General features: G+C 58.3%; 17 protein-coding genes. 14 read left to right on the top strand and 3 right to left on the bottom strand.

The annotated features are described in order from the left end of the window. Positions 1–77 precede the first annotated feature (77 nt). Positions 78–665, bottom strand: coding sequence for a nuclear transport factor 2 family protein (locus ROO76_01265; GenBank protein MDT8066772.1), 588 nt, complete (start codon positions 663–665; stop codon positions 78–80). Between the two features lie 99 nt (positions 666–764). After that, complete coding sequence (locus tag ROO76_01260; protein MDT8066771.1) at positions 765–1,661, bottom strand: hypothetical protein; 897 nt, start codon at positions 1,659–1,661, stop codon at positions 765–767. Between the two features lie 301 nt (positions 1,662–1,962). Between ROO76_01260 and ROO76_01255 the strand changes: the two genes are divergently transcribed. The 10 genes from ROO76_01255 to ROO76_01210 all read left to right on the top strand — a co-directional run bounded on the left by ROO76_01255 (position 1,963) and on the right by ROO76_01210 (position 8,162). Further along, a complete protein-coding gene (locus ROO76_01255) occupies positions 1,963–3,078 on the top strand; it encodes a hypothetical protein (protein ID MDT8066770.1) in 1,116 nt (371 codons plus the stop codon). Then, entirely contained in the window at positions 3,075–3,332 is a 258-nt protein-coding gene (locus ROO76_01250; GenBank protein ID MDT8066769.1) for a GxxExxY protein, read from the top strand. The genes ROO76_01255 and ROO76_01250 overlap by 4 nt, the downstream gene beginning before the upstream one ends. A 61-nt stretch (positions 3,333–3,393) precedes the next feature. Then, complete coding sequence (locus ROO76_01245) at positions 3,394–4,230, top strand: fumarylacetoacetate hydrolase family protein (GenBank protein ID MDT8066768.1); 837 nt, start codon at positions 3,394–3,396, stop codon at positions 4,228–4,230. 25 nt (positions 4,231–4,255) lie between these two features. Next, positions 4,256–4,900 carry a fructose-6-phosphate aldolase gene (fsa, locus tag ROO76_01240; protein MDT8066767.1) on the top strand — a complete coding sequence of 215 codons (645 nt, stop codon included), beginning with the start codon at positions 4,256–4,258 and terminating at the stop codon, positions 4,898–4,900. A gap of 111 nt (positions 4,901–5,011) precedes the next feature. Beyond that, positions 5,012–5,407: a hypothetical protein gene (locus ROO76_01235; protein MDT8066766.1), complete on the top strand. Its 396-nt coding sequence runs from the start codon at positions 5,012–5,014 to the stop codon at positions 5,405–5,407. Positions 5,408–5,616: 209 nt separating this feature from the next. Continuing rightward, positions 5,617–6,339, top strand: a complete 723-nt coding sequence (locus tag ROO76_01230; protein MDT8066765.1) for a cytochrome c biogenesis protein CcdA — start codon at positions 5,617–5,619, stop codon at positions 6,337–6,339. A gap of 21 nt (positions 6,340–6,360) precedes the next feature. Continuing rightward, positions 6,361–6,951: a TlpA disulfide reductase family protein gene (locus ROO76_01225; GenBank protein ID MDT8066764.1), complete on the top strand. Its 591-nt coding sequence runs from the start codon at positions 6,361–6,363 to the stop codon at positions 6,949–6,951. Further along, complete coding sequence (locus tag ROO76_01220) at positions 6,951–7,457, top strand: protein-disulfide reductase DsbD family protein (protein MDT8066763.1); 507 nt, start codon at positions 6,951–6,953, stop codon at positions 7,455–7,457. Before ROO76_01225 ends, ROO76_01220 begins: the two co-directional genes overlap by 1 nt. A gap of 154 nt (positions 7,458–7,611) precedes the next feature. Continuing rightward, the gene (locus ROO76_01215; GenBank protein ID MDT8066762.1) at positions 7,612–7,935 is read left to right on the top strand and encodes a hypothetical protein; all 324 of its coding nucleotides are present in this window, start codon (positions 7,612–7,614) and stop codon (positions 7,933–7,935) included. A gap of 20 nt (positions 7,936–7,955) precedes the next feature. Beyond that, on the top strand, positions 7,956–8,162 hold the full coding sequence (locus tag ROO76_01210) for a hypothetical protein (protein MDT8066761.1): 207 nt from the start codon (positions 7,956–7,958) through the stop codon (positions 8,160–8,162). Between the two features lie 124 nt (positions 8,163–8,286). On the opposite strand, the gene ROO76_01205 is transcribed toward ROO76_01210, so the two are convergent. Next, entirely contained in the window at positions 8,287–8,685 is a 399-nt protein-coding gene (locus ROO76_01205) for a hypothetical protein (protein ID MDT8066760.1), read from the bottom strand. Between the two features lie 275 nt (positions 8,686–8,960). Between ROO76_01205 and ROO76_01200 the strand changes: the two genes are divergently transcribed. The 4 genes from ROO76_01200 (at position 8,961) to ispF (ending at position 14,498) form a co-directional block, all read left to right on the top strand. After that, the gene (locus ROO76_01200; GenBank protein MDT8066759.1) at positions 8,961–12,320 is read left to right on the top strand and encodes a diguanylate cyclase; all 3,360 of its coding nucleotides are present in this window, start codon (positions 8,961–8,963) and stop codon (positions 12,318–12,320) included. Between the two features lie 103 nt (positions 12,321–12,423). After that, positions 12,424–13,056: a hypothetical protein gene (locus tag ROO76_01195; GenBank protein ID MDT8066758.1), complete on the top strand. Its 633-nt coding sequence runs from the start codon at positions 12,424–12,426 to the stop codon at positions 13,054–13,056. A 147-nt stretch (positions 13,057–13,203) separates the two neighbouring features. Next, a complete protein-coding gene (gene ispD / locus ROO76_01190; GenBank protein MDT8066757.1) occupies positions 13,204–13,929 on the top strand; it encodes a 2-C-methyl-D-erythritol 4-phosphate cytidylyltransferase in 726 nt (241 codons plus the stop codon). Between the two features lie 104 nt (positions 13,930–14,033). After that, positions 14,034–14,498 carry a 2-C-methyl-D-erythritol 2,4-cyclodiphosphate synthase gene (ispF, locus tag ROO76_01185; GenBank protein MDT8066756.1) on the top strand — a complete coding sequence of 155 codons (465 nt, stop codon included), beginning with the start codon at positions 14,034–14,036 and terminating at the stop codon, positions 14,496–14,498. The last annotated feature ends 302 nt before the right edge of the window (positions 14,499–14,800 follow it).

Here is a 14,800-nt window from a genome sequence, read left to right as displayed (position 1 = left end):
TATAGCCGAGTCCGAGCCTCGGCGCTGTGATTACAACCTCAAAATCTATCTCGAAATCGCTTGGGAAGGGTACTTCTTCAGCCGTGCCGTCGAGGCCGCATGAGTGCCGGGCTTTGGCGCCCGAGGCTCACCCCCCGGCCACTCAGGCGTTTAATGCGACTCAATGTTTCCCCGTAGGCATCAATCGCGGGCCCGCGGGATGCCCCCGGCGTCGATACGTACCGAACTGCCAGCTTGCCCTCGGCCTGCCGCCAGACGTCGACGATGAACACCGTCGGCGGAACCGCTTTCCCGCCCGCCTCCCCTCTCCTGTCGAGGAGGAAACTGACCACGGCGATGTCGCCGAATTCGTGCACCGCCATGTCGCGTATCTTGAACCACGTTATGTTTGCGGACTTCGCCCGCTGCTCCCAGACTTCGCGTGGCGTCGGCTGGTTCGATTCCGCCGACCGCACCTCGAAATCGTCCGCGATGAATCGGTTCAGCGCGTCCTGCTCTTTATTCTGCTCCGCCTGAAGCAGCGCGCTCTCCAGCCCTCGGTAACGAACAACGCCGCGTGTAGCGGTCTCTATGCGCCCGCCACTAGGGCGCCCGCCAGTCGGCGGCTGATCCTGCGCAACCACGCTCACCGCACACAACAGCAACACGAAACCAAAGGTCTTCATTGACGAGCTCCTTCGTTAACAATCTTTACCAGATTAGACGGATGGGACAAAAAAGCCGTTCGATGAAATCGAACGGCCTTCGCGGAAATCACCGGCAACCTAGTACGACATGGCGCAATAGCCGCCGCTCGCATTCACCCAGTTCTGCTGAATCAGGTATTGCTTACCACCCAAAGTGATGTTGTAGAGGCTCCCATTGGAAGCCTTGGGCGTGCTCCCGAAAGTCCAGGCGCACTTATCGGCATTCTCTTCCCCGCGGGTATCGTACCAGGCATTCAGATCCGGATCTGTCGTCGCCTCTTCCAGTTCGTGCGCAATGATCGACGCCATTCCGTCCGCGCCTGCGTTACCGTTTGGGCTAGTAGTCTGCCATTCGCAGGCCGACGGACAACGATCGGGGTTGCCGACAAAGGAGTACTTAATGTCTGATCCGGCAATCGTACCATGCGTGTGCCATCCGCAATATTGTGTGCAGAAACCGGATGTCTCGTTCACGTCGGAACTCGTCAGCACGAAATAGACGCCATTCGGGTCATTCGGCAGGCTCTTGTTGGAGATTGCCGTGGATACCACAGCCTGCACCGCCGAATCGCTGAGGGCCGTGCCCTGCGAATAGCTGTCCGTGGTCGAACCAAGATAGTCGATGATGTTCAGCACATGCGTGTTCGAGCCGTTGTAATACGTGGTGTTGATGTTGAAGTACGGAGACCCGCCTTCACTCTTGATGAAATTGGTCAGGATTGTCGTGGCAGTGTTGTTGCTCCAATTCCCGTACCAGATGTAGTACACGTTCGGACCGTTTGTGAGTAGTGGTCCACCGTGATAGCTGATCCCATTTCCCCGCTTCGGCCGAGCATTGGGATGCGCCTGTCCTGGAGGCGCTTTCACACCCCAGCCCTTTCCATTCGGAACCAATTCCGAATTCTTCGTAACCTGTCCCACCGCAATACCGCATAGAGCCACACTGACAAACAGACTGACTGCAAGTCTTCGCATGCTTCCTCCAAGTTTTCGTGAACCGTGAGAGATAAGACCGCGTCTCCGCCACCCCAGCGGACCCATATGAGTGTCCAGTACTGTACTTCAACTCGGCCCTTAGTTGTCAATCCAGAACCCTTGGAATCATCAATAAAAATGCGGGTAAAAAGGACAGTGTGGGAAAATGTTTTCCACCGCCGGGAGCCTGACTTGCACCACTCCTGTTCCGAAATCGGGCCTCAATTCGCCACGACGAATCCAGTTCAGAGCCGATTTCTTTTCCAGACACCCGCCATCTGATAGGCTGAATAGCTTCCCGATGCCCTCTCTGCGACGTCTATTGCTTTGGGTCAGCGGTGCCCTTCTTCTGGCCGCGACGGGCTGCGCCACTCCCGGCGCGCCCCAACCGCCGTCGCTTCGCATTCCGCAGCCGGTCAGCAATCTCTCCGGCGCACGCAAAGGCGACCGCGTCGTTTTGTCCTGGACGCAACCGACCCGCACCACCGACAAGCAGAACATTCGCCATCCCGGCGTCACCCGTATCTGCCGCGCTATCGGCGAGTTCCCCATGGCCGGTTGTCGCGAAGTCATCAAGCAACTGACACCGGCGGAAATGACCTCTCAGCCTGCCCCGCCCGGAGCCCAACCGAAGGTTACTTACGAAGACGTCTTGCCCCAGCAGACAATCGGAGCGCAGCAATACGCCAGTTACGCAGTCGAAGTTCTCAATCCCGCCGGGAAAAGCGCCGGGCTTTCCAACCAGCTACGAATCCCGCTCGCTCCCACCCTACCCGCGCCCACCGACCTACGCGTCGACCTAACTCCGAGCGGGCCTGTACTGCACTGGACCGGGCTCTCGCGATCGCAGCTCAGGCCCTCATGGCAGCCGTACGAATTCCGTTATCGAATCTATCGCCGCGCTCCCGGCCAGCCGAATTACACCTTGATCGACGAAGCCCACCTTGACGGCCCCGATTACATCGCGCCCGACAACAGCTTTGAATGGGAGAAGACTTACGAATACAAGGTCGCACCCGTAACCCAAATTCCCGGCGCCGCCGGCCACGCGCCCACGGAGATCGAAGGCGACAGCTCAGCTGCCGTCACCGTCAACGTCCACGACATCTTCCCGCCCGCGCGTCCCAGCGGCTTGCAGGCAGTGAACAGTGGAGTGGGCCGCAAACCCTTCATAGACCTCAGTTGGGCACCGAACATGGAGAGCGATCTTGCCGGCTACATCGTCTACCGCCACGGACCCGGCCAGCCGCCGGTCGCATTGAATAAGGAGTTGATTAAGGCTCCTGCGTACCGTGACGAATCCGTCGAACCTGGCCACACCTACTACTACTCCGTGCAGGCCGTCGATGAACGTGGCAACCGCAGTGAACCCTCCGAGGAAGCCAGCGAATCCGTGCCGAAAGAGCAACAGGAATGATCAACGCAGAGGTCGCAGAGAGACGCGAAGGTAAGGGCCTGAACGAATTAAGTAATCTTGTGATCCGCTGTGCAATGAAGGTTCATACGGAACTCGGTCCGGGCCTTCTCGAGAGCGCCTGCGAAGGCTGCCTCGCCCGCGAACTCCGTAAGAGCGGCCTTAAGGTAGGAACTCAAGTTGCATTGCCCGTAATCTACGAAGAAATTCAAATTGACCTTGGCTATCGCCGGGCCCACATAGTAAATCGCCTTTGAGCTTTTAAACCTTAACGTCCTTAGCGTCCTCTGCGTTAATCTTTTGCTTTTCGGAGTTCTAATGCGCCTCTGTCGTTTTCGCCATAATAACGGCCCCCGCTATGGCCTCCTTGAGTCCGTCGCTGGCGCCGATCACATCACCCACACGCTTCCCGGCCCGCAACTGCACACAAATGAAGCCGGCATTGCCGATCGCATTCTTTTACCCGACGAAGATGACGCCGAGAAACTCCCGCGTCCGTTGTCGCTCGACGAGGTCTCTCTGCTCACGCCTCTTCCGTTGCTGAGCAAGATCGTCTGCATAGGCCGCAACTATCGCGAGCACGCAAAGGAACTGGGCAACGAAGTGCCCGCCGAACCGCTCATCTTCCTCAAGCCTCCGTCCGCGGTACTTCCTCCCGGCGGAAACATCGTCCGTCCAAAGCTCTCGCAGAACGTTCACTTCGAAGGTGAACTCGGCGTAATCATTGGCAAAATATGCCATCAGCTCCCGAAAGATGCCGACGTTCGCGATTACATCCTCGGCTACACCTGCGTGAACGACGTCACCGCCCGCGATCTGCAAAAGAAGGACGGCCAGTGGTCTCGCGCCAAGGGCTTCGACACTTTCTGCCCCATTGGCCCGGCCATCGTTACCGGCCTCGATCCCTGGAATGGCCTGAAAGTGCAGACCCGCGTCAACGGTGAAATAAAACAAGACGGAACGACCGTCGATCTCATCTTTCCAATAGACGTGATAATTCGTTACATTGCCGACGTCATGACCCTGTTGCCCGGAGACGTCATCGCTACCGGCACTCCAGCTGGAGTTGGACCCCTGGTAGCAGGAGACACCGTGGAAGTCACCGTGGAGGGCGTGGGGACCCTGCGCAATCCGGTAGTAGACGAATCGAATTAATTCCAATCTGCGAGCGTGAGTTGCTATGAAATTTTTTATCGACACAGCCGACATCGACGAAATCCGCGAAGCCGAATCCCTCGCCATTCTGGATGGCGTCACCACCAACCCGTCCCTCATCGCGAAGGCCGGCAAGCCCTTCAAGGAAACCATCCTTCAGATTTGCGACATCGTGAAGGGCCCCGTCAGCGTCGAGGTCACCGCCACCGACAAAGATGGCATGTTGAAACAGGGGCGCGACTTCGCCTCTTGGAGCAAGTACGTCGTCGTGAAATTGCCCACGACGCGTGAGGGCATCAAAGCCTGCAAGATCCTGAGCGGCGAAGGCATCAAGGTCAACATGACCTTGTGCTTCTCCCCCAACCAGGCCCTGCTCTGCGCAAAGGCAGGCGCCACTTACGTCAGCCCCTTCGTCGGTCGCATTGACGACATCAGCCAGGACGGCATGCAACTCATCCGCGATATCGTGCTGATCTACAAAAATTACAACTACAGCACACAGGTGCTCACCGCATCCGTGCGTCACCCCATGCACGTCGTCGAAGCCGCCAAGGCCGGATCGCACGTCGCCACCATTCCATGGAAGGTCCTCGACATGCTCTTCAACCATCCATTGACTGACAAGGGTCTGGCCGCATTCCTGAAGGACTGGGAAAAGGTAAAGTCCTAGAGATGGCACCAAAGGTCCCCGACTCAGGTTAGGGCTTAAAACCGATGCAGTCGGGGACCCCGCCATAGTACCTTTTGTATAGTCGACCGGCTCTCCCGGTTCGCAAACTCAATGAACGCACTTCGTCTCTTACCTGTTGCCGCCGGAAGTCTCGCCGTGGTGGTTGTTGGTTTCGCCCTCGTTACCCGCAAGTCGCGCAAATCGCCCGATCACAAGGAGCGCGAGCGCCGCGAGCGCATCAGCCTTGGCGGAAGAATCACCGATGGAACTGTGATCAACGTCCACGAGGTCGAGGCCGCCGAAGACCATCCCGAAGCGCAGTTGATCGTCTACCAGTACGACGTCGCGGGCGTCTCTTACGAGTGCTCGCAGGATGTCACCTGGCTCCGTCACCTCGTCGACCTGCACTCCTGCCGCCTCGGCGTACCAACCAGCGTCAAGTACGACCCCCAAAACCCCGGCAACTCCATCGTCGTAGCCGAAAACTGGAGTGGCCTGCGCAAGTAATTCCGGTCTGCACGGCAATTGCTTTCGGTGGAGCAGGCCTTTGGGCCTGCAACAAGGGCGGCGGAATGAGGGCCTTAGCCCCTGAGGTCGACGCGAAACTTGTAACGAATTCGCTCAACTTGCATCCTTTAATGTAGGAAGCGGGGCTCCAGATCCGAGCGGGAGAATTCATTAGCTCAATTTCAATGCTCGGATAGAATGGTTGTTGAATGCACAATTTGCCCTTACCCCTGGCTGCTTTCTTCGCAGGAGTTATTTCTTTCCTTTCACCCTGCGTCCTGCCGCTGGTTCCCGGTTACGTGTCGCTTATCTCCGGCGCCAGCGTCGAAACCCTTCAAGATGCCGACAGCAAGCTGTTGCGCTCCGTCCTGATTAACTCCTTCACCTTCATACTCGGCTTCAGCGTGGTCTTCATCACCCTCGGCGCAGTTGCGACCGGCATCGGCCAGATCACCCACCGCTATCACAGTGAATTGGAAGCCATTGCCGGAATCGTGGTTTTTGTCTTCGGCTTGCATCTCACGGGCATTTTCAAGATCAAGGCTCTGTACGCCGACAAGCGCCTGCACGCCCTCAAGGGCGGAGCCGGACCGCTCGGAGCCTTCGTCGTCGGCTTCGCTTTCGCCTTCGGTTGGACCCCGTGCATCGGGCCAATCCTTTCCGTCATCCTGGTTATGGCGGGTTCGCAGGACACTTTAGCGAAGGGTATCGGATTGCTCGCCGTGTATTCGCTCGGCTTGGCGGTTCCATTCCTGCTCACGTCGCTCGGCGTCAACCGCTTCCTGGCGTTCTATGGTAAGTTCCGGCGGCACTTGCACACGCTCGAAGTCGTCAGCGGTGTCTTTCTCATTATCTTTGGATTGCTGATTGCCACTGGGAATTTCACCCGGCTTTCAAGCTATCTCGGGTTCCTGAACCGGTTCGCGCTTTGATAGGCTATTAGTGAGGTAATTGTGAGACGTAATGCTTGGATTCTAGGGCTTCTTGCCATCGTGGTCGCCATTATGCTGACCGTGCCGCGGTTCCTCAAGCCGCGCCACACCGGTGGGCTTACCTCGCAGGAAGCGGTCGGCAAAACCGCGCCTGACTTTCAGCTCAAAGATATCAACGGCAAGATGGTCAAGCTCTCCGACTTTCGCGGCAAGGCTGTGGTTCTCAACTTCTGGGCGACCTGGTGCCCACCGTGCAAGGTCGAGATTCCGTGGTTCGAAGATCTGCAGCAGCGCTACGGCAGTCAGGGCCTGCAGGTCGTTGGCGTCGCGCTCGACGATTCCAGTGACGCCGAGATCGCCAAGTTCGCGCAGGACATGAAGATGAACTATCCGGTTCTCCTCGGCAAAGAGGAGACCTCCGATCTCTACGGTGGCGTCGAAGCCTTGCCGACGACCTTCTATATCGATCGCAACGGCAAGATCATCACCAGCGTTCCCGGCCTCGTCGATCGCAAGGAGATCGAGGATAACGTCGTCAAAGCCCTGAACACGAAGACCGAAGCAGCGAGCAGCCGCCCCACTCCCGCGCCGAAGCAAGAGGGTGCGCAATAATGCGACGCTTCGTTCTCGCAGCGCTGTTCACACTTGCACTTGCATTCGCTGTGGCCGCGTCCGCGCAAACGGGTCCGCCGACGGTTGCATTCGTGTCTGCCTCTCCCGTGGTCGTCACTCCTGGACACATCGCTCACGTCACTCTGACCTTCCGCGTCGGCGAAGGCTTCCACATCAACTCGCACAAGCCTCTGGATGAACTCCTGCTGCCGACTGTCGTTCAACTCGATCCGCCTACCGACATCATGATCGCGAAGATCGAGTACCCGGAAGGCGAGATGCTCAATTTCCCGTTCTCGCCCGAATCCAAGCTCAGTGTTTACTCCGGCGAGTTCCGCGTTACAGCGGCAGTCCGTCCGGCTGCGGCAATGCCCCACGGAACCTTCCGCGTCCACGGCGACCTCCGCTTCCAGGCCTGCAACAATCGCCAGTGCTTCCCGCCGAAGACGATTCCCGTGCAGTTCGACGTAAAAATCGAACGCGCGAAGAGAACTCGCAGAGGCTAATGGAGTGGAGCGCCTTGCCGGCCGAGCGCACTATTCGGGCTTCGAACCGTAAGATCCGGCTTTCCCTGCCCCTGTTCCGCTGAAACTCGACCCTCTTCCCGCGTCGCTGCAGCTTTTGCAGTGTGTCACAGTTGTCACCAATGGTGACTCTAGCTTGTCACCATTCGTGACGCATGCTGTTTTTCCGGGCAACCTCGACGTGAAATTGACGGTCAAAACGTCAGGATCGGTCATGATCTCGCGCCAGCTACAACTCGCCTTCATCCTCTCCGGAAAGCCTTTCGGTTGGAGATGTAGTATTTGTCGGCGCGTCTTTGTCCCGCTAGGACTGGAAACAACTCATGTGGAGCTGCAATGTTTGCAGCGTGAGTTCCAGCAGCATCTCTGCTGGCCAGTTACAGATATTGCCACCATCGAAGAGATCGCCGAACACGACAAACAAATAGTCCCTTCAGCCCCTCTGGTGACACAAATCTGAATCTTCTGGCTCCCCGTAAAATGACGGACCCGCAGGAATTCCGGGAGCGCGAAGCGCTCAAGAAAGAAGTACAGGCTCTTGAACAACAGGAACAGGAGCTTGAGAGACTTCGCGCCATGCTCGCGCCCGAATACTGGCCCCGGATCTACGCAATGCTGGACCGCATCCGCAAAGAAATAAGAGATGCGGAACAGTCACTCGGCACAAACCGGCACGATGCCGCCTGAAGATTCGCTTTCTCGAAACGGAGACTCTCTCTGGGTTCGATGTGGGCTGCGGCAAAGCTGGACGGGCACACAGTGGTGCTGGCTTTCGAAAATCGTTCCAACTCGCTCTTCAGGATGGTTCCAACTACTCGCTCGAGAACCTCATCTCCGGGCCCACGTGCAGCACCTTGGGGACGCCGTCGGTTGGCGCGCCGTTGTAGGTGGCGGTGACAGTGAAGGTGGTTGCGTCGGCGTCGATGGAGTATACGAAGGAGTCGCGACTGTCTCCCGGGAGGCCGGTGTCTCCGTCGGCGCGCATCTCGTCGAGCGAAAGGTACTTGCCGTCGGAGGCCATGTGCTGTTGCTCGGCGCGCGCAAACTGCAGCATGTCGTTCTTCACGCCCGCGAGATCGATGGTCGCCCGCGGATTAGCGGTGTTCCCTTCCACTCCGCCCGGCGAAACCGCTTTGGTCTGCTGCATGTAGATGTACATTCCGGCCGCAACAACGATAAGCACTGCGATGAAGCTGAAAACGCGTGACATAGGTTGGAATCCTAGCGTTTCCACGGCGTGACGCAAGTAACCTTCGGGCTGCGCCTCGGGAGTCATAAACCCACTCCCGCCAAGAGAAAGCTTGAATGCGACACGCTATTCTGAACCCCGACTCACGAAATCTTCCCGAACCGGGAAAGCAAGGTAACTTCGGTAATCACAAAAACTTAAGTTCGTTGACGCAAGCTCCTGCAACTTCTTATAGTTAGCCCCACTAGTACTCTCCCCCTGAACGAAAAAAGGTTGTCGGGTTTTTGAAGACGGAAATGGACCATATCCTCACAGGAATTATCGTCATTCCCGGGATCGCTACAGCTTTGCTGTTGCTGGTGATCAGCTATCTTCAGCACCAGCTCAGGGAACCCGCGTATCGGGTCTGGGAACTCGCCTGGGGCTCGTATCTCATTTATCTTTTTCTACTTGGCTTCGAAGTAACAGTCCTTCCCAGCGCTGTGCTGTTGTACGTCGCTCGCGTTTTCCTGATCGGGATGGTCATCGGTCTGCTCGCCAGCAGCAAGCCCGTGCAGCAGTTGCAGGAGGACTCCATTCTCAGCCCGGGCGAGATGACCTGCGCGGGAATCCTGATCCTCTGGGCGGGAATTTTCGTGCAACGGCGCGCCGGAGCGCAGCCCGTCGTCGTTCCCTTCGACTACGAGATCGGCCTCGGAGCCGTGCTCGCGTTTACCGCCTGGCGCTTCTACCGCGAGGGGCACCGGCGCGATTCGATCGGCTATCGCTTGCTGGCGATCTCGGCAGCGGCATGGTCCCTGCTCGCTTTCATTCGTCCCTTCCATGAAACCCTGGTTGAATACTTCTCTTCCCTGGGACACTTCCTCGGTCCGGTGCCGCACCTGCTCCTCGGCATCTCGATGCTGGTTGTGATGTTCGAATTCGACCGGCGGCAGGTTCAGGAGAATTCACTTGCCTTGTCGACCCTGGAGATTGAGCCGGACAAGATTTACACCACGCAAGAATTGGAACCGGCAATCGGAAAGCTGCTCGAGCGCGTCATGCGAATCGCGCGTACCAAGCGGGCGTTCATCTGCATTCGTTCGCAATATCGTCACATTCTGCCTTCGGTGCAACGAGGGTTTTCGCCGGAATTGTTGGCACATCTCGAAAATGAAGGCATCACGGAACCGATCTGCAAGGCGGCATACCGTCGGGGCGGCCTCGCCATCGTTCGCGACGTTGCGGCAGAAGCTCCCGAATGGCCTGACATCGTAAGGGGCCTGCTGCTGAAGGACGGAATTCAAGCTCTGACCGCGGTGAGCCTGCAAGCGCGCAACCATCATCTTGGGGCCCTCTTGCTGCCGCACGATCCCAAACGCGCCTTTTCGCCGTCGCAATTGCGCACCCTGCTGGCTCTCAATATGCAAATCGGCCTGACGCTCGACAACTACATCCTGATGTGGGAGTCGCGGCGGCGCACCGAAGAATACGAGTTGCTCACCCACATCGGGCAGGCAATCAGTTCGCGACTCGATCCAGACGAGGTGCTTCGCGCCATCCATAAGGAATTGGGCCGGTTGTTCGATACCAGCAATTTCTTTGTCGCCTTTGAAGAAGGTGACGTGCTGCGCATCGATTTCGAGACCGTGAAAGGCATTATTCAGCCCAAGCACAAGCGCAAGTTCGGGGAAGGACTCGTCGACCATGTCATCCGCACGGGCGAGTCATTGCTCATCCAGTCGGGGACCGACAAGAAAGCGCACGAACTCGGTGTCGGAAAGTTGCGACGCGGCCAGCGCTGTTTCCTTTGCGTGCCGCTGCGTCGTGGCGGCGGCACCGCCGGCGCAATCGGCGTTTCCAGCGAGAAGGAATTCGCCTTCGACGAGCGTGACCTCGTGGTGCTGCAGACCGCCGCTGGACAAGTTGCCGTGGCGCTCGAAAACGCGTTGCTCTTCGCCGAAGCTCAGCTTCGTGCCCAGCACCTGGCAGTACTGAACCACATTTCGACCCGGGCCATCAGCAGCCAGAACGCAGAGGAGATGCTGCCGGAGATCGTCAGCGAAATTCAACGCAACTTCCAGTTCGACTACATCGGAATCGGCATTCTCGATTACACCACCAAGGACCTCGAAATCAAGGCGGAAGCAGGTGCCAACGCCCACATGCTCGGTAAACGCGTCCCGCTCGGTGAAGAACTCATGGGACGCGTTGCACGATCGAGTGAATTCACGCTCGCCCAAGGCGATCACTTCGAACACGGGTTGCTGCAGGAGTCCCGCTCCGTGCTCTGCATCCCGCTGGTTTACGGCGAGACCCTGCTCGGCGTGGTCGATATCGAGAGCACACGCGAGAACGCCTTCTCCATGCAGGACGTGCTGCTGCTGCGCACGCTCGGCGATTTGCTCTCGACGGCACTGCACAATGCGTTCATCTTCCAGAAGATGCAACACCAGTCGATCACAGACGCGCTGACCGGCCTGAAAACACGGCGGTATTTCCTCGAAGCGCTCTCGCAGGAGTGGAAGCGCGCCGCGCGTTCCGGGCGGCCGTTCTCCGTAGTGCTGATCGACCTCGACAAGTTTAAGGAAGTGAACGACACCGAGGGTCACCTCGAAGGCGACCTCGTGCTCGCGCGCGTGGGACGCCTGCTCGAACAGAAGTGCCGGCAGTCGAACGTTGTCGCGCGCTATGGCGGAGACGAGTTCGTCATCCTCATGCCTGAAACCGGCGTCGAACAGGCCATGACACTCTCCGAGCGTCTGCGCTTGTGGATGGCGACCGACCCGATGCTGAGCGAGCGCCATGTCACCGGCAGCTTCGGCATCGCCAGCTTCCCCTTGCATGGCTCGTCCACCGAGGACATCGTTCGCGTCGCCGACGCCGGCATGTACGTCTCCAAGCACGCCGGCGGAAACCGCGTTTCCACCGCTGAAGCCGTCAGCGAAAACGAGAGCTCGACCCTGCAGCGCCAGCAGATCCACGCATATCTCGAAGGCTTTTTGCAACGCGAGGAAACTAACTCCGAGAGCCTTTCCGAACTCATGGCGAACCTCAAGCGCATGTGCTCAGGCATGGACGAGCAGTCCATCACGGACGCCATGAACGAGTCCATTCGCGCTCTTGCGCACGCGGTCGAGACTCGCGAGATGAGTTCAAGTTCACACAGCAGCCGCGTCGGCTTCTACACGCGCGTAATCGGCCAGGAACTCCGACTCGACAACGAAGAACTGGAGACCGTCGTCTTCGCCGCCACCGTTCATGATGTCGGAAAGGTCGTCCTTCCCGCCAAGCTGCTCAACAAGACTGCTCACCTCGGCGAGCACGAAGTCCATCTCCTCAAAGTGCATCCCATCGTCGGTGCGCAGATCATCGAAAGCCTCAGCGGCAGCGAACGCGTTCGCCAGTACATAAAGCATCATCACGAGCGCTTCGATGGTACGGGGTATCCCGAGAGCCTCAAAGGTGAGCACATCCCGCTCGGCGCGCGCATCATCGCCGTCGCTGACGCCTACGTGAACATGATCACCGACCGGCCTTACTCGCCTGCGATGCAGCCCATGGAAGCCGTCCGCGAACTCGAAATGCAAAGCGGCACGCAGTTCGACGGCATGATCGTGCGTATCCTCACGGCCCACCTCAAGGGCGAACGCTCCACCGCTGAAAGAAAGCGATAAACCCCTAAATTCCATTTCGGGAATAGAGACTATTCTGGCTCCGCGTTTCCTTGCCCCACAGGCAACGGCCACCTAGATTCGAAGTAGAGTCTCTGGCCGAATCGTGAAACGCACGCTTCAAACCGTCGCAATACTTAGTCTCTCTCTCGTATGCTCGTTCGCTGATCCGACAACCAATGCGGCAACGGTCATGGCCATCGGCGACGTTTCCATCAATGGAAATGCGTTAACCGGTTCCAGCGCGATATTTGACGGCGACCGCATTACCACAGGTACTACCGCCGCGCTCGTCCTTCATGTTCCCGGGGCGAGCATCCGGATCGGCCCAGCCTCCGAGCTGCGTTATCGCGGAACGGCCCTCGATATATTGTCCGGCAGCGCTGAAGTTCACGGACGAGAGACCGTCGTCTCCGGCGCGTTCACCATCGCACCATTGCTCGAGTCGACGTTCACCGTGCAGCGCGTTAGCGCCCGAACTTCTCTGCACCTGCTCAGCGGAACCCTTAAACTCTCCCGTGGCAAAGAGAGTTCCACAATCGCTGCTCCCGCCGACTACACCGTTCAGGATGACCAACAGATCCCAACCGCGAAAGCTGCCGGCAACACTCACGGGATTCCGGTTGCAGCGGGTTCTGCCGCGGGAGCTTCCGTCGTCGTCTCCCATTGGCTCACTGACAAGAAGGCCAGCAGCGCATCCTCTTGCGTGAGCAGCAAATCCCCGACCTCGTGTAAGTAGATCCTGGTTCCTGGGTTTTCGTCATTCGTTGTTCCGACATTGTCATTCGGTTCTCACTCATCAATGAGAAAATCATCAATCGTCAATTCCGCAGGTGTTCCCGCATTTGAACTCCCCCAAGCGCTCCCTGTATACTGACCAGCCCTTATGAAGGTGATTGTGATTATTCCCGCTGCGGGACTCGGCACGCGTATGGCTTCGTCTACCGCGACCGCGCAGGGCAAGACACCGACCAAGCAGTTCCTCACCATCGCGGGCGCGCCGATCCTCATCCACACGCTGCGCAAGTTCGTCGCCTGTCCCGAAATCACGGATATCTGCATCGCTCTGCGGCCGCAGGAAGCCGAAGTCTTCACCGCCGATCTGGTGCAATACGGGCTCGAGCCCAAGCGCTTCCAGGTCGCCGAAGGCGGCGAACATCGCCAGCAGTCGGTCTCGAACGCCTTGCGAGCGGTGATCGCCGATGCTGACGACATTGTGCTGGTCCACGACGCGGTTCGCCCCTTCGTCGAGCAGCAGACGATCCTCGACGTGATCGAGGCCGTGAAGAAGCACGGCGCTGCGATCGCCGGAATGCCCGCGGTCGATACCATCAAGCAGGTCGAGCGAACCGCCGATGGCGCGATCATCCGCGCCACCATCCCGCGCGAAGTCCTCGTCCAGGCACAAACGCCGCAAGGCTTCCGCTACGGAATCCTCAAGGAAGCCATGGACGAAGCCGAGATGGAAGGCTTCCTCGGAACCGACGAAGCCTCGCTGCTCGAACGCGCGGGCCAGGACGTTTACGTCGTCATGGGCTCTCCGCGCAACATCAAGATCACAACGCCAAGCGACCTGGAATTGGCGGAGTTGTACCTGAAGGCAAAAGCTTGACCGCGGATTTTCGAGGTATCAACTGTGAGGTATGAGGAAGCAATGCTCCTCGGAAGCTCCACGACTCGCACCTGGAACCCGGTACTTGGTACCTGGCACCTAGCATGAGAATCGGACACGGTTTCGACTCGCACGAATTTCAAGCGGGAATTCCGCTGCGCATAGGCGGAGTCGCCATCCCGCACACCCATGGTCTCGCCGGACACTCGGATGGCGATGTGCTGCTGCACGCGCTGACCGATGCCCTGCTCGGCGCCGTCGCCGCCGGAGACATCGGGGCGTTCTTCCCGCCGAGCGATCCGCGATGGAAGGGCGCGAACTCCATCGTCTTCGTCCAGGAGGCGATGCGCCACGTCGCCGACGCTGGCTACCGCGTGCTGAACATGGATTCCACGCTCATCCTCACGGCTCCCAAGATCGGTCCACACGCGACCGCGATCCGCCAGCGCCTCGCCGAACTGTTGAACGTCGAACCGGAAGCTGTCGGCGTGAAGGCGAAGACTCCGGAAGGCCTGAACCTCGACAACACCGCGATGGCACATGTCGTGGTGCTGCTGGGGAGACGCTGAGCGGGTTCTTTTGATCCCCCACCCCCTATTTTTCGCCCCCTTTGTTTTCAACAGTTACGGAAATTTCTGCTGTAGCTGACTGAAAACAGAGAACTTAAATCTGAAAATAGCAAGAGGGCTTTTGTTTTCAGGATTTTGCGTGCGAAAAAGGTGATTCTCGTTGCGTGTTATCTGTGGGATTTCAGGAGGTTGTCCATTCGGAAGAAACCGGAGAAGCTGATTTTGCTGAGCAATCCACTTTCAGGAGACGACCGAATGGACATCCATCAGAATGCCCGACTTACCCTGTTTCGTCGAGAGCA

The organism is Terriglobia bacterium (genome assembly GCA_032252755.1).
Taxonomy (GTDB): Bacteria; Acidobacteriota; Terriglobia; order Terriglobales; family Acidobacteriaceae; genus JAVUPY01.
Note: the sequence above shows the minus strand (reverse complement) of the source record. Positions and strands in the feature narration are given on the sequence as shown.

Coding starts and splice junctions, on each gene's coding strand:
- ROO76_01265 (MDT8066772.1), bottom strand. CDS start 665: ATGAAGACCTTTGGTTTCGTGTTGCTGTTGTGTGCGGTGAGCGTGGTT.
- ROO76_01260 (MDT8066771.1), bottom strand. CDS start 1,661: ATGCGAAGACTTGCAGTCAGTCTGTTTGTCAGTGTGGCTCTATGCGGT.
- ROO76_01255 (MDT8066770.1), top strand. CDS start 1,963: ATGCCCTCTCTGCGACGTCTATTGCTTTGGGTCAGCGGTGCCCTTCTT.
- ROO76_01250 (MDT8066769.1), top strand. CDS start 3,075: ATGATCAACGCAGAGGTCGCAGAGAGACGCGAAGGTAAGGGCCTGAAC.
- ROO76_01245 (MDT8066768.1), top strand. CDS start 3,394: ATGCGCCTCTGTCGTTTTCGCCATAATAACGGCCCCCGCTATGGCCTC.
- fsa (MDT8066767.1), top strand. CDS start 4,256: ATGAAATTTTTTATCGACACAGCCGACATCGACGAAATCCGCGAAGCC.
- ROO76_01235 (MDT8066766.1), top strand. CDS start 5,012: ATGAACGCACTTCGTCTCTTACCTGTTGCCGCCGGAAGTCTCGCCGTG.
- ROO76_01230 (MDT8066765.1), top strand. CDS start 5,617: ATGCACAATTTGCCCTTACCCCTGGCTGCTTTCTTCGCAGGAGTTATT.
- ROO76_01220 (MDT8066763.1), top strand. CDS start 6,951: ATGCGACGCTTCGTTCTCGCAGCGCTGTTCACACTTGCACTTGCATTC.
- ROO76_01210 (MDT8066761.1), top strand. CDS start 7,956: ATGACGGACCCGCAGGAATTCCGGGAGCGCGAAGCGCTCAAGAAAGAA.
- ROO76_01205 (MDT8066760.1), bottom strand. CDS start 8,685: ATGTCACGCGTTTTCAGCTTCATCGCAGTGCTTATCGTTGTTGCGGCC.
- ROO76_01200 (MDT8066759.1), top strand. CDS start 8,961: ATGGACCATATCCTCACAGGAATTATCGTCATTCCCGGGATCGCTACA.
- ispD (MDT8066757.1), top strand. CDS start 13,204: ATGAAGGTGATTGTGATTATTCCCGCTGCGGGACTCGGCACGCGTATG.
- ispF (MDT8066756.1), top strand. CDS start 14,034: ATGAGAATCGGACACGGTTTCGACTCGCACGAATTTCAAGCGGGAATT.